This is a genomic window from Aminobacter sp. UC22_36 (genome assembly GCF_044056035.1).
Taxonomy (GTDB): domain Bacteria; phylum Pseudomonadota; class Alphaproteobacteria; order Rhizobiales; family Rhizobiaceae; genus Aminobacter.
The window spans coordinates 5,023,046-5,044,090 of sequence record NZ_CP171996.1 but is presented as its reverse complement, the minus strand read 5'-3'; the positions used below and the strand labels follow the sequence as shown (position 1 = coordinate 5,044,090).

At 64.4% G+C, this 21,045-nt stretch carries 24 protein-coding genes; 11 read left to right on the top strand and 13 right to left on the bottom strand.

Annotated features, from left to right (window positions below; genetic code table 11):
• The first annotated feature begins 139 nt into the window (after positions 1–139).
• Both ACHMW7_RS28260 and ACHMW7_RS28255 read left to right on the top strand, forming a co-directional pair.
• Positions 140–406, top strand: coding sequence for a hypothetical protein (locus ACHMW7_RS28260; RefSeq protein WP_395448659.1), 267 nt, complete (start codon positions 140–142; stop codon positions 404–406).
• 431 nt (positions 407–837) lie between these two features.
• Positions 838–1,611, top strand: coding sequence for an NADPH-dependent F420 reductase (locus tag ACHMW7_RS28255; protein ID WP_395448658.1), 774 nt, complete (start codon positions 838–840; stop codon positions 1,609–1,611).
• A 262-nt stretch (positions 1,612–1,873) separates the two neighbouring features.
• On the opposite strand, the gene maiA is transcribed toward ACHMW7_RS28255, so the two are convergent.
• Together maiA and ACHMW7_RS28245 are read right to left on the bottom strand one after the other, a co-directional pair.
• Entirely contained in the window at positions 1,874–2,515 is a 642-nt protein-coding gene (gene maiA / locus ACHMW7_RS28250; RefSeq protein WP_395448657.1) for a maleylacetoacetate isomerase, read from the bottom strand.
• A gap of 9 nt (positions 2,516–2,524) precedes the next feature.
• Positions 2,525–2,893 carry a hypothetical protein gene (locus tag ACHMW7_RS28245; protein WP_395448656.1) on the bottom strand — a complete coding sequence of 123 codons (369 nt, stop codon included), beginning with the start codon at positions 2,891–2,893 and terminating at the stop codon, positions 2,525–2,527.
• A 225-nt stretch (positions 2,894–3,118) separates the two neighbouring features.
• Between ACHMW7_RS28245 and ACHMW7_RS28240 the strand changes: the two genes are divergently transcribed.
• Positions 3,119–3,673: a MarR family winged helix-turn-helix transcriptional regulator gene (locus ACHMW7_RS28240; protein WP_395448655.1), complete on the top strand. Its 555-nt coding sequence runs from the start codon at positions 3,119–3,121 to the stop codon at positions 3,671–3,673.
• 3 nt (positions 3,674–3,676) lie between these two features.
• Here the strand turns inward: ACHMW7_RS28240 and ACHMW7_RS28235 are convergent, their stop codons facing one another.
• The 7 genes from ACHMW7_RS28235 to ACHMW7_RS28205 all read right to left on the bottom strand — a co-directional run bounded on the left by ACHMW7_RS28235 (position 3,677) and on the right by ACHMW7_RS28205 (position 11,435).
• Complete coding sequence (locus ACHMW7_RS28235; protein WP_395448654.1) at positions 3,677–4,678, bottom strand: ABC transporter ATP-binding protein; 1,002 nt, start codon at positions 4,676–4,678, stop codon at positions 3,677–3,679.
• Positions 4,679–4,687: 9 nt separating this feature from the next.
• A complete protein-coding gene (locus ACHMW7_RS28230; protein WP_395448653.1) occupies positions 4,688–5,719 on the bottom strand; it encodes an ABC transporter ATP-binding protein in 1,032 nt (343 codons plus the stop codon).
• Positions 5,716–6,663 (bottom strand): ABC transporter permease, encoded by a 948-nt coding sequence (locus ACHMW7_RS28225; protein ID WP_395451465.1) that lies wholly within the window; start codon positions 6,661–6,663, stop codon positions 5,716–5,718. Before ACHMW7_RS28225 ends, ACHMW7_RS28230 begins: the two co-directional genes overlap by 4 nt.
• A gap of 70 nt (positions 6,664–6,733) precedes the next feature.
• Positions 6,734–7,654: an ABC transporter permease gene (locus ACHMW7_RS28220; RefSeq protein ID WP_395448652.1), complete on the bottom strand. Its 921-nt coding sequence runs from the start codon at positions 7,652–7,654 to the stop codon at positions 6,734–6,736.
• A 98-nt stretch (positions 7,655–7,752) separates the two neighbouring features.
• On the bottom strand, positions 7,753–9,189 hold the full coding sequence (locus ACHMW7_RS28215) for an ABC transporter substrate-binding protein (protein WP_395448651.1): 1,437 nt from the start codon (positions 9,187–9,189) through the stop codon (positions 7,753–7,755).
• 717 nt (positions 9,190–9,906) lie between these two features.
• Complete coding sequence (locus ACHMW7_RS28210; protein ID WP_395448650.1) at positions 9,907–11,280, bottom strand: amidase; 1,374 nt, start codon at positions 11,278–11,280, stop codon at positions 9,907–9,909.
• Positions 11,277–11,435, bottom strand: a complete 159-nt coding sequence (locus tag ACHMW7_RS28205) for a hypothetical protein (RefSeq protein ID WP_395448649.1) — start codon at positions 11,433–11,435, stop codon at positions 11,277–11,279. Before ACHMW7_RS28205 ends, ACHMW7_RS28210 begins: the two co-directional genes overlap by 4 nt.
• A 110-nt stretch (positions 11,436–11,545) precedes the next feature.
• Between ACHMW7_RS28205 and ACHMW7_RS28200 the strand changes: the two genes are divergently transcribed.
• Complete coding sequence (locus ACHMW7_RS28200; RefSeq protein WP_395448648.1) at positions 11,546–12,805, top strand: NAD(P)/FAD-dependent oxidoreductase; 1,260 nt, start codon at positions 11,546–11,548, stop codon at positions 12,803–12,805.
• Positions 12,806–12,852: 47 nt separating this feature from the next.
• Here the strand turns inward: ACHMW7_RS28200 and ACHMW7_RS28195 are convergent, their stop codons facing one another.
• Positions 12,853–13,617 (bottom strand): SDR family NAD(P)-dependent oxidoreductase, encoded by a 765-nt coding sequence (locus tag ACHMW7_RS28195; protein ID WP_395448647.1) that lies wholly within the window; start codon positions 13,615–13,617, stop codon positions 12,853–12,855.
• Between the two features lie 46 nt (positions 13,618–13,663).
• Positions 13,664–15,136, bottom strand: coding sequence for a gamma-glutamyltransferase family protein (locus ACHMW7_RS28190; protein ID WP_395448646.1), 1,473 nt, complete (start codon positions 15,134–15,136; stop codon positions 13,664–13,666).
• A gap of 168 nt (positions 15,137–15,304) precedes the next feature.
• Between ACHMW7_RS28190 and ACHMW7_RS28185 the strand changes: the two genes are divergently transcribed.
• From ACHMW7_RS28185 to ACHMW7_RS28155, 7 genes are all read left to right on the top strand, one after another.
• The gene (locus tag ACHMW7_RS28185; RefSeq protein ID WP_395448645.1) at positions 15,305–16,063 is read left to right on the top strand and encodes a TenA family transcriptional regulator; all 759 of its coding nucleotides are present in this window, start codon (positions 15,305–15,307) and stop codon (positions 16,061–16,063) included.
• Positions 16,064–16,072: 9 nt separating this feature from the next.
• Positions 16,073–16,381, top strand: a complete 309-nt coding sequence (locus ACHMW7_RS28180) for a 2Fe-2S iron-sulfur cluster-binding protein (protein ID WP_184769869.1) — start codon at positions 16,073–16,075, stop codon at positions 16,379–16,381.
• Positions 16,382–16,489: 108 nt separating this feature from the next.
• A complete protein-coding gene (locus tag ACHMW7_RS28175; protein WP_280224561.1) occupies positions 16,490–16,789 on the top strand; it encodes a ferredoxin in 300 nt (99 codons plus the stop codon).
• 54 nt (positions 16,790–16,843) lie between these two features.
• The gene (locus tag ACHMW7_RS28170) at positions 16,844–17,137 is read left to right on the top strand and encodes a 2Fe-2S iron-sulfur cluster-binding protein (protein ID WP_184769871.1); all 294 of its coding nucleotides are present in this window, start codon (positions 16,844–16,846) and stop codon (positions 17,135–17,137) included.
• 31 nt (positions 17,138–17,168) lie between these two features.
• Entirely contained in the window at positions 17,169–18,623 is a 1,455-nt protein-coding gene (locus tag ACHMW7_RS28165) for an aldehyde dehydrogenase family protein (RefSeq protein WP_395448644.1), read from the top strand.
• Position 18,624: 1 nt separating this feature from the next.
• A complete protein-coding gene (locus ACHMW7_RS28160) occupies positions 18,625–19,380 on the top strand; it encodes a sulfite exporter TauE/SafE family protein (protein WP_395448643.1) in 756 nt (251 codons plus the stop codon).
• On the top strand, positions 19,377–20,291 hold the full coding sequence (locus tag ACHMW7_RS28155) for an ornithine cyclodeaminase family protein (RefSeq protein WP_395448642.1): 915 nt from the start codon (positions 19,377–19,379) through the stop codon (positions 20,289–20,291). Before ACHMW7_RS28160 ends, ACHMW7_RS28155 begins: the two co-directional genes overlap by 4 nt.
• A gap of 21 nt (positions 20,292–20,312) precedes the next feature.
• On the opposite strand, the gene ACHMW7_RS28150 is transcribed toward ACHMW7_RS28155, so the two are convergent.
• Together ACHMW7_RS28150 and ACHMW7_RS28145 are read right to left on the bottom strand one after the other, a co-directional pair.
• The gene (locus ACHMW7_RS28150) at positions 20,313–20,600 is read right to left on the bottom strand and encodes a hypothetical protein (RefSeq protein WP_395448641.1); all 288 of its coding nucleotides are present in this window, start codon (positions 20,598–20,600) and stop codon (positions 20,313–20,315) included.
• A gap of 51 nt (positions 20,601–20,651) precedes the next feature.
• Positions 20,652–20,828, bottom strand: coding sequence for a YjhX family toxin (locus ACHMW7_RS28145; protein WP_395451464.1), 177 nt, complete (start codon positions 20,826–20,828; stop codon positions 20,652–20,654).
• Positions 20,829–21,045: the final 217 nt, after the last annotated feature.

The following is a 21,045-nucleotide window of genomic DNA, read 5'->3' as shown; positions in this document are numbered from 1 at the left end:
GACGCATCGGGGAAGCCGTCTGCATGGGTTCTCTACGGCTATCCGCGCTGTAAGGCGCCTTGACAGGCTCGCCAATAGGGCATTGCGTGGACGGATCTTGGTTGATGTACGACTTCCGCTTCATGACAGGGAGGATACGATGCCGACGATTATCGCTCACCACAACATCACAAAGGGCGCGGACCACTGGCTCGCCTCGCCGAAGCGCAAGCAGCTCTTCGGAGCACTGGGGGTGAGTAACATCAGAACATTCGTCAACCCACAGGATCCGACCCGGGTGGCCATTCTCATGGACGTTCCCGACATGGACGCCATGGCGAAAGCGTTGCAGGGCAAGGAAGCTGCCGACGCGATGGCCTTTGATGGCGTGGTGCCCGAGTCGATCGTGATCCTGGTCGAATCCTGAAGCGCTGCTCGTCTGCCTGCGCTCGCTGCCTTGTGAGTTTCCCTCGGGGGCGGAGTTCCTGGTTTCGCTCTGGGTCGTTGCTACGCGCGCCAGAGCGGTAACCCGATAGCATCCTCCAAAGTCCGCCTTGCGCCGTGAGCGGAAGCTAACGGGCCGAACGGCTTTCACAAAAAGCGCACATTGACATGCAGGTATTTGCCTGCATATTCTGTTCGTGCAAATGGTGAGGACGATGAAAGCCAACAAGGTGTTCAAGTCACTTGGTGATCCGACCGCAGTAAACTCTGGGCCATGTAGGCCTGGTTCCGCAGGAAGAAGCCTTCACGGCTGAGACTTGGCGTTGCCAGTCTCGAAACGCTCATCCGACCGAGATCCCATCCTAACCAGAGCCGAAAAGGCCCATGTTCGGCCGCTCACGAAAAGGCAAGACAATGAAAATCGGCGTTATTGGCATTGGCGAGATGGGTGGCACCTTGGCGCGCAAATGGAGCGAGAAAGGCCATGACGTTAGCGTGGCCAATTCGCGCGGCGCAGGGGCGGCGCTGGCATTTGCGACCGAAGTCGGCGTTCAGGCGACCGATATCCACGGAGCGGTCGAGGGCGCGGAAGTCGTGCTGCTTGCCTTGCCTTTCCCGGCCGCGGCGACGCTTCCGAAAGATCTGTTCAACCGGGCTGCGGGCGACGTGGTCATCATTGATGTCAGCAATTATTTTCCCGGGATACGCGACCCGCATATAGTCGAGATCGATGTCGGGATGCCGGAAAGTGTGTGGGTGTCGCAGCAACTTGGGCGCCCGATCTTCAAGGCGTTCAACAGCATCTTGTCTTACTCCCTTGCCGAACTTGGCAAGCCGGAAGGCAAGCACGGACGTCTCGCAATTCCAGTGGCTGGCGACGATGGGCGTGGCAAGCAGATCGTCATGAGACTGATAAACGAAATCGGCTTTGATCCCGTCGATGGCGGGTCGCTGGCGGAGTCCTGGCGCCAGGAACCCCTGACCCCGGCCTATTGCTGCGACTACGATGCCGACAAGACCCGCCGTGGCCTCGCGGCGGCGGTCAAGGGAAAGGCTCCGAGAATCCGCGACAACGAATGGTGGGACAATCATCGCCGGCTCTTTGCCGACAATCCGACCTATGGCGAAGTCCACGCCGAACAGATCGCGGTGAACCGCACGCTCAACCCACTTCTAGGCGATATTTAGCCCTGTCGACATCGGGTCTTTGTTTGGCTGGTGCAACAACAGATGGTGTTCCCCCGGCTCACATGGCGGACCTCTTCAGTGAGCCAAAGAAGCCGATGATGCGCGCTATTTGCCTCTGGTCGGGATTGAGAAAGGCGATGTCGAGGCCCTCAGGCAGGGATGAGCCATAACCCCGGCTTGCCGCTGTTCGAGCAATTGGACCCGGGGCGCATGTGTCTGTTCGGGTCGAAAGCATACACTGGCAGCAGGCTAGCCCGCCTCCCTAGAACGCGTCCGCCTGCAAGCTCGGGTGGGCGGCTTCGAAGGCCGGCAGGGAGCTGGCGCGGTCGGCGATGGCGATCGACAGCGGAAAGGCGGCCAGGTCGCACAGGAAGCGCCGGGCATTGGCGACCTGCGGCACCAGGCAGATGTCGGCGATGGTGATCGTGTCACCGAGGCAGTAGCGGCCATGCTTGCCGGCGACCGCAAGCGTTGCCTCGAAGGATCGGAACCCTTCTTCTATCCAGTGGCGATACCATTCGTTGGTGTCGTCGTCCGACAACTGCCAGCGCGACTTCAGGTACTTCAGCACCCTGACATTGTTGAGCGGGTGGATGTCGCAGCCGACGATCTGGCTGAGGCCTCTGACATAGGCACGCTCGATTGGAGACTTCGGCAGCAGCGGCGGCTCGGGATGTGTCTCGTCGAGATATTCGAGAACGGCGAGGCTCTGGGCGAACACCTTGCCGTCCTCGACCAGCGCCGGCACCAGCCCTTGCGGGTTGAGCGCCATGTAGTCGAGCGTGCGGTGGGCCATGTTGGGCAGGCTGACAAAGCGGGGCCCCCAGTCGAGCCCCTTCAAGGCCAGTGCGATGCGCAGCCGATACGAGGTCGACGAGCGGAAGAAGGTGTAGAGCGTGCGCATCGCGGAGCCTTAGTGGGCGGCGGCGTTGAGGATTTCCTCCGGCGTCGAGGAAACGACCTCGACATATTTGGGCACGAATTTGCGGCCCTCGATGAGGCCGACGAAAGCCGGCTTGAGCTCTTCGGCCAGTACCTTGCGGATCTTGGCGTGCTCGACGATGTCGGACCACTCGGCGATGAGGAAAAAGCGCTGCGGGTCCTCGGTGTCGCGGCACAGCACGCCGTCCTTCACCTGGGCCCAGGATTTGTGCATCGGATTGCCGTCGGAATAGTCGAATTCCTCGAACAGGCGGACGAATTCGTCCTCGCGGCCGGCTTCGACGCGGAAGTCGTAGATGTGCAGGAAGTTGCCTTTTGTCGCCAGCGGTTCCTGGGCCATGGAGCTCTCCTCTGAGGTCGGTTTCCAATAATGCTCAGTATACATCGTTTTATTCGGCTCGCAACGCGCAGGCCTTGAATTCTGCGGGTCGGCTGGCGTTCCAGCGCGACCTGGGCGGCTGTCGGGCGGGATGATATGGATCGGAAAAATATGAGGTGGCACCGCCCTTTCTTGTTATCGCCGCAGGAGATAGACAGGTTGCCAAGGCAATCGCGGGAGGTTTTGTTGGCCAAGGCACCGAAAGCGGAGAAGGCAGGCAAGGCCAAGATTATGGCCGAAGGCACGCTCAATCCGGAGCTGCAGCAGCTGATCGAGCGACTGCCTTTATGGAAGCGGCCGGGCTACCTGATCCGCCGGCTGCATCAGGTCCATTACGCGCTGTTCTTCGAGGAGTGCCACGAGTTCGGCATCACGCCGGTGCAGTATGGGCTGCTCACCATCCTCTCCGGCAATCCCGATTCCGACCAGATCTCGCTCGCCCAGGCGCTTGGCATCGACCGCACCAATGTCGCCGATGTGTTGACGCGGCTGGCCCAGCGCGGGCTCGTCGACCGCACCCGCAGCACCGAAGACAAGCGCATGGTGCTGGCGCGGCTGACAGCTGAGGGCGAGAAGCTTGTCGCCGCCATGCATCCGGCGATGAGCCGGGCGCAGGAGCGCCTGATCGAGACACTTGGCGATGACGAGCGCGAAGCGTTCCTGGCGACGCTGCTCAAGCTGCTTGAGGCCAACAACAAATATGGCCGGGCAGCCCTTGCCACCTCCAAGTTCAGCGACTGACGCCTACCTGTTCCAGCAGGCGACGAGGTGGCGTGGCGAACGCTCACTGAGCTTCGGCGCGTCCTTGCGGCACTGGTCGGTCGCCAGCGGGCAGCGCGTCGAGAAGCGGCAGCCGGGCGGCGGATTGACGAGGTCGGGAACCTCGCCGCCATAGACGATGCGCTTGCGCTGGCGCTGGGTACGCGGATCGGGCACCGGCACCGCCGACAACAGCGCCTCGGTGTAAGGATGGATCGGGTGATCGTAGAGATCGTCGCGGTCGGCGATCTCGACCATGCGCCCGGCATAGAGGATCGCCACCCGGTGCGAGATGTGGCGCACCACCGACAGGTCATGGGCGATGAACAGGTAGCCGAGGCCGAGCTCTTTTTGCAGGTCCTGCATCAGGTTGACCACCTGCGCCCGCACCGACACGTCGAGCGCCGACACCGGTTCGTCGGCGACGATGAACTCGGGCTGCAACGCCAGCGCCCGGGCGATGCCGATACGCTGACGCTGCCCCCCGGAAAAGGCGTGCGGGAAACGGTCATGCGCGTCGGCGGGCAGGCCAACGACGCGCAGCAATTCGGTGATGCGGTCGCGCGCCTCGTCGATATGGCGGATCAGCCCATGGACCAGCAAAGGTTCGGCGACGATGTCGATCACCCGCATGCGCGGGTTGAGGCTGGAATAGGGATCCTGGAACACCAGCTGCATGTTGCGGCGAAGCTTGCGCAGCGCCTCGCCATCGGTCCGGGTGATGTCGTTGCCCTTGAAGACGATCTTGCCGGCCGAGGTCTTGATGCGGCGAAGCACGGCGCGGCCAGTGGTTGTCTTGCCAGAACCGGATTCGCCGACAAGCCCGAGCGTCTCGCCCGCCTTGAGGTCGAAGGAAATGTCCTGCAGCGCGTCAAAGGCCTTCGGCCGTCCCCAGAAGCCCTGGGCGCCGGTCTCGTAGGTGACACCTAAGCCCTGGACGCTGAGCAGTGGGGCTTGGCTCGCCGGGGCTGATACGGGATTGAGCATCGCGGGTTCCTAGTGCGAAATCGAAGGCGACATCAAAGGTGTCGCCCATGCCGGCGTCGAAGGCTGCCAGCAGGCGGCCTCGGCATCGGGCCGGATATGGGCGAGCTGCGGCGCCTTCTTGCAGGCCTCGCCCGACAGTGGGCAGCGCTGCTGGAACGAACAGCCGTCTGGCGGGGTCACCAGGTTGGGCGGCGCGCCGTCGATCGAGATCAGGCGGTCCGAAACCTCGTCGAGCCGTGGCGTCGAGCGCAACAGGCCCTGCGTGTACGGATGCGCCGGGCGCTCGAACACGTCCTCGGCGAGGCCGGTTTCGATGATCTGCCCGGCATACATCACCGCCACCCGGTGGCAGAGGCCGGCGACGACGCCGAGGTCGTGTGTGATCAGCACGATCGACAGTCCGAGCGACTGCTGCAGCTCGGCGAGCAGTTCGAGGATCTGCGCCTGGATGGTGACGTCGAGTGCGGTCGTCGGTTCGTCGGCGATCAGCAGCTGCGGTTCGCAGGCGATGGCCATGGCGATCATGACGCGCTGGCGCATGCCGCCGGAAAACTCGTGCGGATGCTGGTCGAGCCGGCGGCCGGGCGCACTGATGCCGACGGCGGCGAGCAGTTCCTCCGAGCGGGTGCGGGCCTGCTTGCGCGTCATGCCGAGATGGCGTTCGAGCACCTCGCCGATCTGGGTGCCGATCCTGAGCACCGGATTGAGTGAAGTCATGGGGTCCTGGAAGACCATCGCCACTTCCTTGCCTCTGATGTCGCGGGCGTAACGCTCGCCGTCAGCGCCCAAAAGCGAGCGGCCCTTCCAGCGGATATCGCCGGAGGCGATGCGGCCGGGCATGTCGATCAGCCCCATCACTGCTTGTGCTGTGACGCTCTTGCCCGAACCGGATTCGCCGACAACGCCCAGCGTTTCGCCGCGGCCGATCGACAGCGTCACGCCGCGCAGGCCCTGGACCAGTCCGCGCCGTGTGTCGAACTCGACCTTGAGACGGTCGATCTCGAGCAGTGGTTCATTGTTGCTCATGGCGCTGATGTTCATGTCCGTCCTCCATGGCTGCGGGCTGCTGAGGTAGGTTGGCGGCGCTTGCTGCGAGCCGCGGCCTTGGCGCGCTGGTAGGCGAAGCGTTTCTCGCGTTCCTGCGGGTCGGTGGTGACGCGCACCCAGGAGGCGAACAGGTTGACCGCGAGCACGGTTGTGGCGATCGACAGGCCGGGGAAGGTGATCAGCCACCAGGCGACGAAGATGTAGTCGCGGCCGTTGGCGACATCGAGGCCCCAGCTCGTTGCCGGCGGCTGCACGCCGAGGCCAAGGAAGGAAAGTGCTGCCTCGGCGAGCACGATGTTGGTGAATTCAAGGATGCCGAGCGTCAGCAACGGCGAGGTCAGGTTGGGCAGGATATGGCGGAAGATGACCCGCGAGGTCTTGCAGCCGATCATCTCTGCCGCTTCGACATAAGGCGTCTGCCTGACCGACAGCACGATGCCGCGCACGACCCGCGCATAGACCATCCAGTTGGTGACGGCGAGCACGATGACCATCGTCGTCATGCTCGGGCCGATCACCGAGATGACCAAAAGGATCAGCAGCAGGCCGGGGAAGGCGACCTGCACGTCGACGATGCGCATGATGATCGAGTCGGTGCGCCCGCCCTTGAAGCCGGACCACAGGCCGAGCACGACGCCGAACGTGCCGGCGAAGAGCACCACCAGCACACCGACGATCAGCGAGGCGCGGGCGCCATAGATGACGCGTGAAAGCACGTCGCGGCCGAGATGGTCGGTGCCGAGCAGGTGTTCCCATGAGCCCTTGGGCAGCCAGGCCGGCGGCTTGAGCCGCGACATGACCGACTGTGCGGCGGGATCATAAGGTGCGATCAGCGGTGCGAAGATCGCCATCAACAGCAGGGCTACGATGATCGCGAAGCCGAGCGTGCCGAGTTTGTCCTGCCACAGCTCGCGGCCGAGTTCGTCGAGCCTTGCCATGAAGGATGGGCGGCGCGAGGCCTTGCGGATGGTCGCCACCGGCGTCGTCACAGGCATGGGGATAGCCATATCAAGCCAACCTTATGCGTGGGTCGATGAGTTTGTAGATGACATCGAGGCCGACATTGATGACCACGATCAGCACGGCCACGGTGAAGACGATCGCCTGCAGCAAGAACAGGTCGCTCTTCTGGATCGCCTGCATTGCCGTCAGCCCGAGGCCAGGCCAGGCAAACACCGTCTCGACCACCACCGTGTAGCCGGCCAGCGCACTGATCAGCTCCCAGCCGGCCAGCGTAACGAACGGCACCAGCGTGTTGCGCATGGCATGCACCATCACGACGCGCTTGAAGTGCAGGCCCTTGGCGCGGGCGGTGCGGACATATTGCTGGTTGAGCTCGTCGATCATCGAAGAGCGCACCAGCATCACCAGCCGCGCCAGCGATGGCAGGGCGAGCGTGATCGCCGGCAGGATGTAGTAGCGTGCCCCGCCCATGCCCGATGTCGGCAGCCAGCCGAGCGTCACGGCGAAGAATACGATCATCAAGAGGCCGAACCAGAACTGTGGTAAGGACAGTCCGAACAGGCCGACAAAGACAGTCGTTCGATCGACCCAGCCGCCTGGTCTCAGGGCCGCAATCGCGCCGAGCGGCAACGACAAAAGGATCGCCAGGCCAAGGCCGGCACCGATCAGCTTCAGCGTGTTGGGCAGGCGTTCGAGCACGACGTCGAGGGCCGGCCGGCGCTGCCATAGGCTTTCGCCGAAATCGAGCCGGGCCATGTCGCCGACAAAATCGACGAACTGCGTGCCGATGGGGCGGTCGAGGCCGATCTGCTGGGCGAAGGCCGCACGCTGCTCGTCGGTAGCCGAAAGCGGCAGCATGACCTTGACCGGATCGCCGACCATGCGTGTGGCGATAAAAACAATCACGGTCACGCCGATGACGACAAGGAGACCTTGTCCGATGCGGCGGAGCAGAAAACCACCCATATTCCTCTCCATTGGCTGGAGCCGGCTACACCTTGTTGAGCCGGCTCCAGAACTGTTGCGGTTCGCTTATGTTTTTGTTCGAACCCGCAATTGTCCTGTTACTCCGTTACCTTCATCTCCTTGACCAGGAGCTTGGAGTCGACGCGCGGCTGCCATTCGAGGCGCTTGGAGAAGCCGTAAATATCCTGCTGGTTGAGCAGCGGCACAAGGTAAGACAGGTCGTACGACTTTTTGGTGATGGCGTCATACATGGCCTGGCGCTTCTCGATGTCGGTCTCGGTCCTGGCGGCGCTGATCTGGTCCGACATTTCCTGGTCGCTGTTGGACGCGGAACTCGCCTTGCTCTGTAGCACGGCTGTCATTTCCCGGTCGACGTCGAGCAGTTCGTTGGAGTTGGAGAGGAAGACCGCATCCGGCCGCTTGTTCTTGTCGAACAGCTGGTTGAGGTATTCGCCGAAGTCCTCGATCTTGATGTCGACGTTGAGGCCTGCGTCCTTCCAGTAGGCGCCGACGGCCTCGATCAGTTCGCGGTCCTTGAGCCAGCGACCGGCCTCGCCGACGAGATTGATGGTCTTGCCCTCGGCGCCCGCTTCCTTGATCAGGGCCTTGGCCTTGTCGAGGTCGAACACGTAGTCGGGCAGCGCCTTGTTGTAGCCAAAGGCCTTGGGGTTGACGACCTGCCCCTTGGCCGGTGTGGCGTAGCCCCCGAACAGGCTCTCGGCCAGCGCCTTGCGGTCGACCGAAATGTTCATCGCCTCGCGGACACGCGGATCCTTCGTCACCTCATTGTCGGTCGATACGATCATGAGGGTCGTTTCGAGGCCGCTGACGGCGGCGAATTTCGGCGCCTGCTGGGCGAACTCCGGCAACAGGTTGGTGATGACGTCGAGTTCGCCCGCCATCAGGCCGGAAAGGCGCGTGCCGGATTCACCGACGAAGCGGTAGGTCACCTTGTCGATCGACGCGGCATCGCCCCAATAGTCCGCATTCTTCTCCAGTACGATGTCCTGGCCGCGGTTCCAACTGGTGAACTTGTAGGGACCGGTGCCGACTGGTGCCTCGGCGAACTTCGCGTCGGCCGCATAGGTCGCGGGGATCATCTTCATCCAGTACATGCGCGACGGCAGGATCGGATCCGGACCGGAGGTGATGATGCGCACTGTCAGGTCGTCGACCTTCTCGGCGCCGGTGATGGTGCCGAAATAGGCGGCCTGCTCCGACTTCAGGGCCGGATCGATGACACGCTTGACGCTGTTGACCACGGCGTCGGCATTGAACGCCTCGCCATTGTGGAACTTGATGTCGGGCCTGAGCTTGAATTCCCAGGTTTTGGCATCGACCTGCGTCGGCGCCGCTGCCGCCAGCCCGGCGACCAGCTCGCCTTCCGGCGTGCGCGCCATCAACGTCTCATAGACATTGTCGTTGATCGCGCGCTCGCCGCCGTCGTCGCGTACCTGCGGATCGAGCGTCGAAGGCTCCGATCCGATCGCGATGGTGATGTCGGCGGCCTGCGCCGACAGTGGGGAAAGTGCCATGATTGCCGCAACGGCGGCGCTACTTGCCAGTTTCGTCAGTAAGTTCATTGGTCCACCCATTCGCCAAAGACAACAAAATCGACCTGATGCGCGCAGTCTTGTGCTGCGTTGATAATGCGGGCCGCCACATCCCTCGGCCAGAAGAGTGGATTGTATGCAATCGACTGTCAAGCGATTGTTGATCAACTTTGCTGGCGATACCGTGTCGGATTTGAGCGGATCGCCAAAATGCCAAGTAAATTATTGAAAATGCACAAAATTTAGAACGTGATTGCTGAAATTTCGTTCATGAATGGCGCCCTGCTGTTTAGTTCAGTCATAATTCTTGGCAATTTCTTGCATATAGTATACCAAAAATGACAACCAAATGGCTGGCGCGATCGACATCCTGACTGACTGGGCGACACCGAATCCGGGAAATACAACACCGCTCCAGATACCGGCATGACAGTGTTCAGCCGCAAGAGTGCAAAATCCGGCAGCGTGTTGGTGCAGGTTGCGGCCTTATCCTGTTTGGCTGATCTCGGTCGCGACACGCAATTGCAGCTTTATACTCATTGCGGGCAAGGAAGTGCTTTCTTGCGCTGTTATCGCGTTTCTCGGCAACGCTGCCGCCGACTGACATGCCGACAGACAGTGATTGCCCCCGGGCATGGCAACCGGACCTGGCTGCAGCGGTGCACTTTTCGAGCTCGGCGTGGTCGCCGACGCCCGCGGCTATCGGCTGAAGTAGCGCGGCGGCAGCCTGAGCGGATCGGGGTCGAGCCGCTCGAACATGGCGGCGATGTCGAAAAGCCGGTCTTCGGCGCCGCCCGCACCGACGATCTGCAGTCCCGACGGCAAGCCGTTGCCGGCCTTGCCGAAGGGAAAGGCAAGTGCCGGATGCCCGGTCAGGTTGGCCAGGATGTTGGGGATCGGCTCTTCGAGGAAATAGAACTTGTCGACGGTCTTGAGCGGTCCCGCCGATGCCAGCGCGCCAGGCATCAGGATCGCGTCGACAGTAGCGAGGCTGGCGTCGACCTGTCGCCGCAGCATGTCGCGCAGCGTCCGTGCCGCAGCGATGTCGGCGGCACCGAGGCCCTCGCCGACCAGCGCGCGGCCGCGGAACATTTCGCCGAAAGCGGAAAAATTGCCGCGCACCTCGTCGGCATACTGTGCCGCGATCTCGGCCATCATCACCACCGCGCCGGGGGCGTGGAAGGTTTCGAGCGGCGGCAGGTCGAGCTCGACGACGGTCCCGCCATTGTCAGTGAACAAAGTGAGCGCGCCTTGCAGTGCCGCTGCCATTTCCGGCCGCAGCTTTTCGCCCAGGCCCCAGCCACAACGGGAGATGCCAAGGCGCATGCTGGCAAAGGACGGCACCTCGGCAGCGGGCGGCCGCTTCGCTACCATGCCCGACATCGCGGCATAGAGCTCGCGGCAATCCTCGACCCGCGCGGCGATCGGGCCGCAATGGTCCATCGAATGCGCCAGCGTGTCGACGCCTTCCACCGAAACGACGCCAAATCCCGGCTTGAAGCCGACCATGCCGCACATGGTGGCCGGCAGGCGGATCGAACCGGCGGTGTCGGTCGCCACCGAACCCAGGCACAGGCCGCCGGCGACTGACACACCCGAACCGCTCGACGAGCCTCCGGGAAACATCTCCGGATTCCATGGGTTGCGTGCCGGCGGAAACGGCAGATCGAAGGATGGCCCGCCGAAGGCCAGCTCATGGCAATTGGCCTTGCCGAGGATGATCGCGCCGGCCTCGGCGAGCCGGCGCACCACCGGCGCATCCTTTTCCGGCTTCCGGCCGAGCCGCGAATACGAGGCGCCGGTGTTGGGCATGCCGGCGACCGCGACGATGTCCTTGACCGAGATCGGCACGCCGCTGAGCGGCCCCGTCGCCTCGCCGGCAGCGAGGCGTTGGTCCAGCCGTCGCGCCTGCGCAAGCGCTGCCTCTTCGGAAACATGGACGTAGCCGGAAAGCTCGCCGTCGAAACGCGCGATCCGGTCGAGGAAATGGCTGGTCACGTCAACGGCCGAGATCTCGCGCCGAGATACGGCGGCGGCGAGGTCGGTGATGGGCAGGCTCTCCAGTCCGCTCATCGGCTGTTCTCGTTTTCATGCGCGCGAGCCAGTTCGGCAACGCGCCGTGCCAGTCGTTCGAGCACGGCGATGCCACGGGCAAAATCTGCGACCTCGCTGGTGCTCGCCTCGGCTGGCAGCGTGATCGCTTGGGGTTTCGGGGCGGGTGGGGTCACGTCGCGCGCCTTTCTTGATCGGCAGAGAAATTGGAATTGATCAGTATACGTCTGTTATGCATTGTTGGAACCTGTCGGAGTTGGGACCGATCGGGCATCAGGTGGGCAGTGTGAAGCAGAATGAAAAGCCGTTCGACGTTGTGGTTGTCGGCGGCGGCATCGTCGGGCTGTCGGTGGCGCTCGAAGCGCAGTCGCGTGGCCTTTCCGTTGCCATTGTCGATCCCGGCATTGCCGAGGCCCGCGCGTCCTACGGCAATGCCGGCGTGCTGAGCCGCGGTTCGATCTTTCCGATGGCCGCACCTGGCATCCGTTCGCGCCTGCCGCGTTACGCGCTTGGCCGTGACATTGCCGTGCGCGCCCGCCTGCGTTCGTTGCCTTCCATGCTGCCCTGGCTGATGCGCTTCCTGCTCGCTGCCGAGGAGGGCGCCTGGCGCCGCGCGGCGGCGGCACTCAACCCGATGGTCGCCGAGGCTTTCGACCGTCATGTCGCCATGGCCGATCTTGTCGGCGGCCGGCACCTGATCAAGCGCAACGGTTGGCTCAGGCTCTACCGCAGCCAGCAGGCCTTCGCCGGCAGTGCCCTGGAACGCGAGGTGTTGGCAGAAAACGGCGTTCGCATCGATTGCCTCGGCGAAGACGAGATCCGTCAGCTCGAGCCACATCTCGCCCACCGCTTCACCAATGGCATCTTCTTTCCCGACACCGGTTCGGTCGAAAGCCCCGGCGAACTGGTCGAACTCTATCGTATCGCTGCCGAAGGTCGAGGCGCGGTCTTCATCGCCGGCAAGGCCGACGCCATCCTTGATGCCGGCGACGCCATGGCGTTCATGGTCGCTGGCCGCAGGATCGAAGGTCGCCATGTCGTGCTCGCCGCCGGTGCCCATTCGGCAAAGCTGGCCAAGCCGCTCGACTATCGCTTTCCGCTTGCTGCCGAGCGTGGCTACCACCGCCATTTCGCGCTTGCCGACGGCGTCGAACTGCGCCGCCCGGTCTACGATGCCGCCGGCGGCTATGTGCTGTCGCCGATGAACGGCAAGGTGCGCCTGCTCTCCGGTGTCGAACTGGCACGGCCGGACGACCCGGCCAACACCGCACAGATCGAGGCCATCGAGCCCGACGCGCGCCAGACGCTGCGCTTCACCACGCAGGTCGAGGAAAAACCCTGGCTGGGAAGCCGGCCGTCGACGCCCGATGGCCTGCCGGTGATCGGCCGAGCCGCTCGCCACCCGCGCCTGATCTTCGCCTTCGGCCATGGCCATATCGGCTTCGCCAACGGCCCGGTGACAGGTGCTGTTGTCGCCAGCCTGATCCAGGGCGAGCGGCCGCCGGTACCGATTGCCGCCTTCGCCCCGGCGCGGTTTGGCGGCTAGAGCATGATCCCAAGAAGTGGGAACAGGCTCCAGGCGACGGAGGGCCGTCACGGCAGCGTCAGGCCGCCGTCGACATGCAGTGACTGGCCGGTGATCTGCCTGCTGTCGCGCGACAGCAGGAACAGGATCGCTGCCGCCACGTCGGCCGGTTCGGTCAACCGCCCGGTCGGGGTAACGGCGACGGCCTTTTCCAGCGCCGAGGTCGTCGCCGCGAAATGGCCGGTCGGGTCCTTGCGGGTGAAGCCCGGCACGACGCAATTGACGGTCACGCCCTTCGACGCGAGTTGAACCGCCATCGACTTCGCCAGCGCCTCGAGCGCGCCCTTGGCCGCCGACGTCGCCGGGAAATGGATGTCGGCGGTGCCGAAAATGTGGGCGACGAAGGAACTGACAACGACGACGCGTCCGCAGTCCGATTTGACGAGGTCGGCAAGTGCTGCATCGACAAGGCGCAGCAGCGCCGTCGGCATCGTCTCGAACGCCTGGGCAAGATCTTCCGGCTTGACCTCGCCGAGCGTCGAGCGTGTCGCCTGGGCGGCGTTGCTGACGATCTGGTCGACCCGGCCGAAGCGGGCACGGGCGGCTGCGACCATTGCGGCGGGCACCGCAGGATCGGCGAGGTCGCCAAGCACGATCTCGGTCGCCGCTCCCGATGCCTGGCAGGTCTCGGCGACGGCCTTCAATCCGTCGGCGTTCTTGCGGGTGTGCAGCACGAGCCCCGTTCCAGGTGCGGCCAGCCGACGCGCCGTTTCGGCGCCGATGCCGCTGCCGGCACCTGTGATGAGCACGATGCGATCGAATGAGTTGGTCAAGTTTTTGTCCCCGAGTGATTGAGATCGATGTTTGCAGGCGACAGGCTCAGACGCCTAGGGCCACGCCGTCCTTGCGCTTGTCCGAACCGCCGAGCAGGCTGCCGTCGTCATCACGCAGCACGAATTGCGCACCGCCGAAATCGCTGCGGCCAGCCAGCTCGCCTGCTCCTTCCGGATCGCGGTAGCCGGCATCGCGCAACCTCTTGACGATCGCCTCAGGCGTGCCCGGCTCGATCGCCAGCGCCTTGTCGCCCTCCAGCCGCCAGCGCGGCGCGTCGATCGCCGCCTGCAGTTTTTCGCCCCAGGCGGCGAGACGCACCAGCATCTGGACATGGCCTTGGGGCTGCATCGCGCCGCCGACGACACCGAAGCCGGCATGGAAGCGGCCATCCTTCTGCGCGGCACCTGGCACCACCGTGTGGTAGGGCCGCTTGGCCGGCGCCGGTCCGTTGACGTGACCGGGCTCGGAAAAGCCGCTGCCGCGGTTCTGTAGCACGAAGCCGCAATCAGGCACGGCGATGCCGGAGCCGAAACGCTTGAAGATGCTGCTCATCAGCGTCACTGCCAGCCCATCGCGGTCGACAACCACGGTGCAGACGGTATTGCCGGCTGGATCGGCGACGGTCCTCCTGGCTTGCGCCATGGCGCGCCCGACGGCCTCGACCATCGCCAGCGTGGTCGCCGGATCGTCGCGGTCGAGTGGGGAGGCGTCGAGTTCCTCCAGCGCATCGAGTACCGCGACACCATGCGTGTTGGGTGGGCATTCAAGCACGGTCAGGCCGCGGAACTTGCGTTCGAGCGGCAATACGAAATCGCCACGATGGCTGGCGAAGTCCTGCGCCGACAGCACACCGCCTCTGGCCTGGTTCGCGGCTGCCGCCTGCCGCGCCGGGGCGCCGAGGTAAAAGACTTCGGGGCCGTCGGCGGCGATTGCCCGCAGTACCGTCGCCAACTCGGGATTGGCAAAGCGTTCGCCTGCCAAAGGCGTGTTGCCAGCGCGGTAGAGCCTTGCGCAGGCCGGATCGAGCTTGATCACCGGCTCGAACACCGTCCATTCGCGCGCGGTTATCGGCAGGACGGCAAAGCCGTCCGTGGCGAGCGCGATGGCCGGAGCCAGCAATTGCTGAAAGGGCAGGCGGCCATGGCGGGCGTGCAGGTCGAACCAGCCGCGCACCGCGCCGGGCACGGTGACCGACAAAGCGTGCCGCTCCGGGATGCGCTGGTTCGGCAGCCTCTCGATCATCTCGGCCGACAGTGCCGCCGGCGAGCGCCCGGTGCCGTTGTAGCTGATGGCGTGGCCATCTGCGTCAACCAGCATCGCCAGCAGGTCGCCGCCTATGCCGGTCGCCATCGGCTCGACCACGCCGAGGATGGCGTCGGCCGCGATCGCCACATCGACGGCGGAACCGCCCGCCGCCAGCATGTCGCGCGCCGCGCGCGCCGCCAGCGGGTGGCCGGTCGCCACCATCGCCGTCGTGCTGCGGACGCCCATGCCGGCATCTGTTTCGGAGCTGTTCATTCCTGTCTCCTGAGCCCGGACTTTTGCGCCTGATCATCACCAGCGCAACATACTGTATGCGCAGTGCGACAGGCGGCGGCTGACCCGACAGTAGAATGCGGCTTGCGTCGATGTCAATTTGGTATACAGTATTCTAAATCGAGTTTGAGAATCGACAGGGGATACCGAATGACTGTTGCAATGAACCCGGATGAATTTCGCACCGCGCTGGAAGATGCCATCAAGGGCAAGAGCGCCAACAAGTCGCCCTTCAGCCTGGCCTGGGCGAGCGGCAAGCTCAGCCGCGACCACCTCTCGCGCTGGGCCGAGAACCACTATCATTATGTCGGGCCGTTCGCCGATTACCTCGGCTACATCTACGCCCGCATGCCCGAGCAGTATGTCGAGGCCAAGGATTTCCTGCTCGCCAACATGTATGAGGAAGAGATCGGCGGCGACCGCCACACCGACCTGCTGATCCGCTTCGGCGAAGCCTGCGGCACCAGCCGCGAGCGCATGACCGATCAGGAGAACATGTCGCCGACGACGCGCGGCCTGCAGAGCTGGTGCTATGCGGTCGCCATGCGCGAGGATCCCATCGTCGCCGTCGCCGGTCTCGTTGTCGGTCTCGAATCCCAGGTCCCGTCGATCTACCGCAAGCAGACGCCGACCCTGCGCGACAGCTACGGCTTCACCGACGAAGAGGTCGAGTTCTTCGACCTGCACATCGTCTCCGACGAGATCCATGGCGAGCGCGGCTACCAGATCGTTTTGGAGCACGCGCGCACCGTCGAGATGCAGCAGCGCTGCCTCAAGATCTGCGAGGTCGGCGCCCAGATGCGCCTGCTCTACACCACGGCCCTCTACAACGACTACGTCGCCGGCGACGTGAAGCTCGGGCGGGTGGCGCCGATGGAGCCGGAACTCGCCGGCATCGGCGGCGTCTGAGTCACGCACATGCCGACAGTCGTGATCCACAGCAAGGGCGAAGCCTATAGCGGCGAGGTCAAGGAGGACACCAACCTCGTCGTCCGCGCCGGCATCAAGCAGTTTCCCTATCCGCATCTCGCCTACAAATGCGGCATGGGAAAATGCGGCACCTGCGCCAGCCGCATCCTGGCCGGCGCCGAGCATCTGCCGCCGCCCAACTGGAAGGAAAAGAAGCAGCTCGGCGACAAGATCGACGAGGGTTTCCGCCTCGTCTGCCAGCTGTGGATCAAGAACGACATCGAGCTTCGCCAGGAAAAGGTGACGGAGCAGGCCTAGCGCCCAGCTTCCCGTCGCGCCGGACCGGCGCGGCAAATCGGAACATGGCAGTCGGCAGCGCTCGGGCGCGGCCTGACGCGTGAACAGCAATCAGCATGAGGTGGACAAATGTATGTGGTTCTGACGACCAAGCCGGGTGAGTTCCGGACCGAGATGAGCCCCGGCGTGCAGCCGGTCGAGACCTACGACTACATCTTCTACGGCCGCAAGCGCGCGTCCTTCACCATCGCGAAACTCACCGACCAGGCGCAGACCCGCATCCGCATCGTCGAGGACGAGCCGCCGCAGATCGAAAACAACGTGCCGTGCAAGCTGTTCGAGAAGTTCGACTCCGTCGAGGAGGCCCGCCACGAGCTCAAGACCCTGACCACCTATGGCAGCATGGACATCCAGCTCAAGCGCGTCTGACGGCCTTGTCTGGCCGCCGTTCCTTCCACCATCTCCCACGCCCCGAATGCGCCGATGATCACCATCACCTTCATCACCAATGACGGCAAGCAGGCGACCGCGCCCGACAACAGCAATCTGCTGCGCGTGTCGCTGCGCGAAAAAGGCGGCATCCCGTTCAAATGCGGTGGCGGGCTGTGCGGCACCTGCAAGTGCCGGATCGAGACCGGCATCGAGAATACCGATGCGGTCAAGCCCAAGGAACGCAACCACCTGACGCCGGATGATCTTGCCGCCGGCTTCCGCATGGCCTGCCAGACCTTCGTGCTTGGCGACATCAGCGTCTCCTGGGTTCCCAAGGCACGCTGAGGCGGCTGCCTCCAACAAGCAGAACGGACCGATGACAGAGCGACATCTCAACTACATCGCCGGCGAATGGCAGCCGGCGCGCAGCGGGGCCACCTTCGAGGACCACAATCCCGCCGACGAGCACGACCTGATCGGGCTGTTCCCCGACTCCGACGCCGCCGATGTCGCCGCGGCGGTAGCGTCGGTTGCATCCGCATGGCCGGCCTGGGCGGCACAGTCGCCGGAGGTGCGCGCCGACGTGCTGTTTCGGGCCGCCGACCTGATGTCGCAGCGCGCCGACACGATTGCCGCCGAGTTGACCCGCGAGGAAGGCAAGACGCTCAACGAAGCGCGCAACGAAGCCAGGCGCATCGCCGCCAACTTCCGCCTCTATGCCGGCGAGGCGCTGCGCCTCAACGGCGAGACCTATCCGAGCGAGGCTGGCCAGCTCGTGCTTTCCGTGCGCCAGCCGGTCGGCGTCGTCGCCGTCATCACGCCGTGGAATTTCCCGCTGTCGATGGCCGCGCGAAAGCTCGGCCCTGCACTTGCTGCCGGCAACGGCGTCGTCTTCAAGCCGTCCGAAATCACCCCGCTGATGGGCCAGCGCCTGGTCGAAGTGCTGCTCGATGCCGGCCTGCCGCCGAAGCTCGTCGCCCTCGTCCAGGGCAAGGGTGCCAAGGTCGGCCAGGCGATCACCGCTCAGGCCGGCGTCGACGCGCTGACCTTCACCGGCTCTTATGCCGTCGGCAAGCAGATCGCCGCGTCGCTTTCCACCGACACCCGCGTCCAGCTCGAAATGGGCGGCAAGAACGCCACCGTCGTGCTCGCCGATGCCAGCATCGACAAGGCGGTAACCACCATAGAGCGCGGCGCCTTCGGCCTCACCGGCCAGGCCTGCACCGGCACCAGCCGCGTGCTCGTCGCCCGTTCGCTCTATGCCGAACTGGTGGCACGGCTGGAGAAATCCGCCGCTGCCATCAAGGTCGGCCCCGGCACGGCTGAGGGCGTGCAGATGGGCCCGCTCGCCACCCGCGCGCAATATGACAAGGTGCGCGCCTATATCGGCATCGCCCGCGACGAAGGCGGCAAGGTGGTCGGTGGCGATGCGCTATCCGAGACCGATGCCGCGCTGGCGCATGGCTACTTCATCCGCCCGGCGGTTGTTTCCGACCTGCCCGAAACCAGCCGCCTGTGGCGCGAGGAGATCTTCGGCCCGGTCGTCGCCATCCGCCCGATCGACAGCCTCGACGAGGCGATCCGGCTCGCCGACGACACCGAATACGGCCTTGCCGTCTCGATCGTCACCGGCGACTTGGCCGCGGTGTTGCGCTTCGCCCGCGAGACCCAGCACGGCATCGTCAAGGTCAACAGCCCGACCACAGGTGTCTCACTCAACGCGCCGTTTGGCGGCCTCAAGCATTCGAGCAACCAGGCGGCGAAGGAGCAGGGCGGCGCCAACGTCATGGACTTCTACAGCCGCATCAAGAGCATTTATCTTGGGGCCTGACATGCTCCAGAGCCTGATGACGTCGATGCCTGGCACTTTCGTGCCGAGTCATCTGTTCGGCATGGGCGCGATGGTGTTTGTCGCGGCATTGCTCCAGGGCATAGGCGGGCTCGGTTTTGCCATGGTTTCGGCGCCGCTGGCGGTGCTGTTCTTTCCCGAGATGGCGCCCGGGCCGCTGCTGGTGCTTGGCGCGGGGCTCGCCCTTCTCGGCCTGCTGCGCGATTTCGACGCCGTCGACTGGGCCTCGGTGACCACGCTGATGGCCGGCCGCGCCGGTGGCACGCTTCTGGCCGGGGCGACGCTGGCCGCGCTGCCGACCAACGCCTTTGCCATCGTCTTTGCTTTGTTGATCCTCGTCGGTGTCGGCCTGAGTTTCGCCGGCTGGAAGGTCGAGGCGTCGCATCCCAACATGGCGCTGGCCGGCCTCGCCTCCGGGCTGATGGGTACCATCACGTCTTCGGGCGCGCCGCCCTTCGCCATCGTCATGCAATATGTGCCGCCACGCCAGATGCGTGCGACGATCAGCTGCGTCTTCTTCGCCGGCGCCATCCTGTCGTTGCTGATGCTCGCTTATGTCGACCGTTTCACCCTGCCGCAGCTGTGGCTCGGTATCCTGCTCTTTCCGCTGATGTTGGGTGGGTTCTTCGTCTCCGGCCGTTTTGTCAGGTACTTCTCGCCGCATGGCGTGCGTGTCCTGCTGCTCACCATGTCCGGTCTCGGTGCGCTTGGCATCCTCGCCAGGACGCTGGTTTCATGATCCACATCACCGATGCCATGGTCGAAGCCGCCGTCAGCGCCGCCGACGCTCGCGCCGTGCTGGCTGATGCCTTTCTGTCTTTCGGCAGGCAAGAGGCGGCGATGCAGGCGCGCATCCGCAGCGAGGCCGGCGGCGTCAAGCTGTCGACGCTGGGCGCCGTCATCCCCGGCCAGGAGGTGGTTGGCGCCAAGGTCTACACCACCATCAAGGGCCAGTTCTCCTTCGTCATCCTGCTGTTTTCTTCGGTCGATGGCCGCGCGCTTGCCACCTTCGACGCCGGCGCCATCACCCGGCTCAGGACCGCCGGCTGCTCGGTCATCGCGGCCCAGCATCTTGCCCGCCCGGAGTCCTCGACGCTTGCCGTGTTCGGCTCTGGCCTGCTCGGTCGGGCGCATGCCGTGCAACTGGCCGGAGCCTTCCCGCTCAGGCGCGTCCTGCTGGTCAGCCGCTCTGGCGATCCCGCCCTGGCCGCCGATCTGGAGGCCGCCTGCGGCGTGCCGACCCGCATAGCCTCGGTGGTCGAAGCCGCCACCGAAGCCGACATCGTTGTCACCGCCTCGCGCTCGCCGACGGCGCTGTTTTCGGGCGACCTGCTCAAGCCTGGCAGCTTCGTCGCTGCCGTCGGTTCGAGCCTGTCCAACACGCGCGAGCTCGATGACCGCGCCATGGCGCGTGCCGCGCTGGTCGCCGTCGAGTGGCGCGACCAGAGCCTGTGCGAAGCCGGCGACCTCGTGCTCGCCGACCCCGAAGCCCTGCCGCCGGAAAAGATCGTCGAACTCGGCGAAATCCTCGCCGGCAAGGTGCGCGGCCGCACCGGCGATGACGAGATCACCATCTACAAGTCTGTCGGCGTCGGCTTGCAGGATATTGCACTGGCCGGGTTGGCCTACAGGCTGATCGTCGGCGGCTAGGGAAGGTTCCTGCTGTTTGAGTTAGCGTCGTCTGACCGCACGCACGCGATACAAGCATGCAGCGGCAGACATCAGCCAAAGCACTGCAACGATATAGGCGGTGGCGGTTGACCCGACACACTCACTTTCGTCGATCTCGCAGGAGTTGGTCACGCCGGTGACCAACAAATAGCCACACACCAGAAGCGTACTCAGTGTCAGCGCCGCGCAGATGACACGGTGCTTCCCACCTGATGTGAGCAGGATTGTTGCCAGCGTTGCTGCCAGTGGTGCGACGATCATCAATCCCATCGCACTGACATCTGTCATAGCCACAATCCCGCTCTCATTGCTTAGGTTATCCTATGCCTGGCCTGCCGCCTATCCCATCTTCGCCGCCTGGCGCGCCTGCTGCAGGCTGAGCACGCCTTCCCTCGAGATGGTGTAGTTGCCGCCGTTGCGGGAAACCACCAGCCGCTTTGCCTTCAGCACCTTGAACTCGGCGAGGCCGGCGCCCTCGAGCGACCAGCCCTCCCGGGTGACGAACGATGCTTCCAGCGGTCGGTTCCTGGAGTTTTTTCAAGGATGATCGTGCCGCCAAACGACAGCACTTCGAGCGCTTTGCGCTCCTTCTTCGAAATATTCATGATGTTGTGAGTCCGCAGTCCCAGCACCAAGGCACCGGGCGTCATCCACCGTGGCGAGCCGAAGGCTCACCGGTTTGGCTGAACACGGCCCCGGTCCACGTGATGCGTGAAGCGGGGCTTTAGCGGGA

What these genes read in the sequence shown, in the direction of transcription:
- ACHMW7_RS28185 (WP_395448645.1), top strand. Translation starts at nt 15,305, where the DNA reads ATGACTGTTGCAATGAACCCGGATGAATTTCGCACCGCGCTGGAAGAT.
- ACHMW7_RS28190 (WP_395448646.1), bottom strand. Translation starts at nt 15,136, where the DNA reads ATGAACAGCTCCGAAACAGATGCCGGCATGGGCGTCCGCAGCACGACG.
- ACHMW7_RS28245 (WP_395448656.1), bottom strand. Translation starts at nt 2,893, where the DNA reads ATGGCCCAGGAACCGCTGGCGACAAAAGGCAACTTCCTGCACATCTAC.
- ACHMW7_RS28180 (WP_184769869.1), top strand. Translation starts at nt 16,073, where the DNA reads ATGCCGACAGTCGTGATCCACAGCAAGGGCGAAGCCTATAGCGGCGAG.
- ACHMW7_RS28165 (WP_395448644.1), top strand. Translation starts at nt 17,169, where the DNA reads ATGACAGAGCGACATCTCAACTACATCGCCGGCGAATGGCAGCCGGCG.
- maiA (WP_395448657.1), bottom strand. Translation starts at nt 2,515, where the DNA reads ATGCGCACGCTCTACACCTTCTTCCGCTCGTCGACCTCGTATCGGCTG.
- ACHMW7_RS28215 (WP_395448651.1), bottom strand. Translation starts at nt 9,189, where the DNA reads ATGGCACTTTCCCCACTGTCGGCGCAGGCCGCCGACATCACCATCGCG.
- ACHMW7_RS28150 (WP_395448641.1), bottom strand. Translation starts at nt 20,600, where the DNA reads ATGACAGATGTCAGTGCGATGGGATTGATGATCGTCGCACCACTGGCA.
- ACHMW7_RS28255 (WP_395448658.1), top strand. Translation starts at nt 838, where the DNA reads ATGAAAATCGGCGTTATTGGCATTGGCGAGATGGGTGGCACCTTGGCG.
- ACHMW7_RS28155 (WP_395448642.1), top strand. Translation starts at nt 19,377, where the DNA reads ATGATCCACATCACCGATGCCATGGTCGAAGCCGCCGTCAGCGCCGCC.
- ACHMW7_RS28225 (WP_395451465.1), bottom strand. Translation starts at nt 6,663, where the DNA reads ATGGCAAGGCTCGACGAACTCGGCCGCGAGCTGTGGCAGGACAAACTC.
- ACHMW7_RS28160 (WP_395448643.1), top strand. Translation starts at nt 18,625, where the DNA reads ATGCTCCAGAGCCTGATGACGTCGATGCCTGGCACTTTCGTGCCGAGT.
- ACHMW7_RS28230 (WP_395448653.1), bottom strand. Translation starts at nt 5,719, where the DNA reads ATGAACATCAGCGCCATGAGCAACAATGAACCACTGCTCGAGATCGAC.
- ACHMW7_RS28260 (WP_395448659.1), top strand. Translation starts at nt 140, where the DNA reads ATGCCGACGATTATCGCTCACCACAACATCACAAAGGGCGCGGACCAC.
- ACHMW7_RS28235 (WP_395448654.1), bottom strand. Translation starts at nt 4,678, where the DNA reads ATGCTCAATCCCGTATCAGCCCCGGCGAGCCAAGCCCCACTGCTCAGC.
- ACHMW7_RS28170 (WP_184769871.1), top strand. Translation starts at nt 16,844, where the DNA reads ATGATCACCATCACCTTCATCACCAATGACGGCAAGCAGGCGACCGCG.
- ACHMW7_RS28175 (WP_280224561.1), top strand. Translation starts at nt 16,490, where the DNA reads ATGTATGTGGTTCTGACGACCAAGCCGGGTGAGTTCCGGACCGAGATG.
- ACHMW7_RS28210 (WP_395448650.1), bottom strand. Translation starts at nt 11,280, where the DNA reads ATGAGCGGACTGGAGAGCCTGCCCATCACCGACCTCGCCGCCGCCGTA.
- ACHMW7_RS28220 (WP_395448652.1), bottom strand. Translation starts at nt 7,654, where the DNA reads ATGGGTGGTTTTCTGCTCCGCCGCATCGGACAAGGTCTCCTTGTCGTC.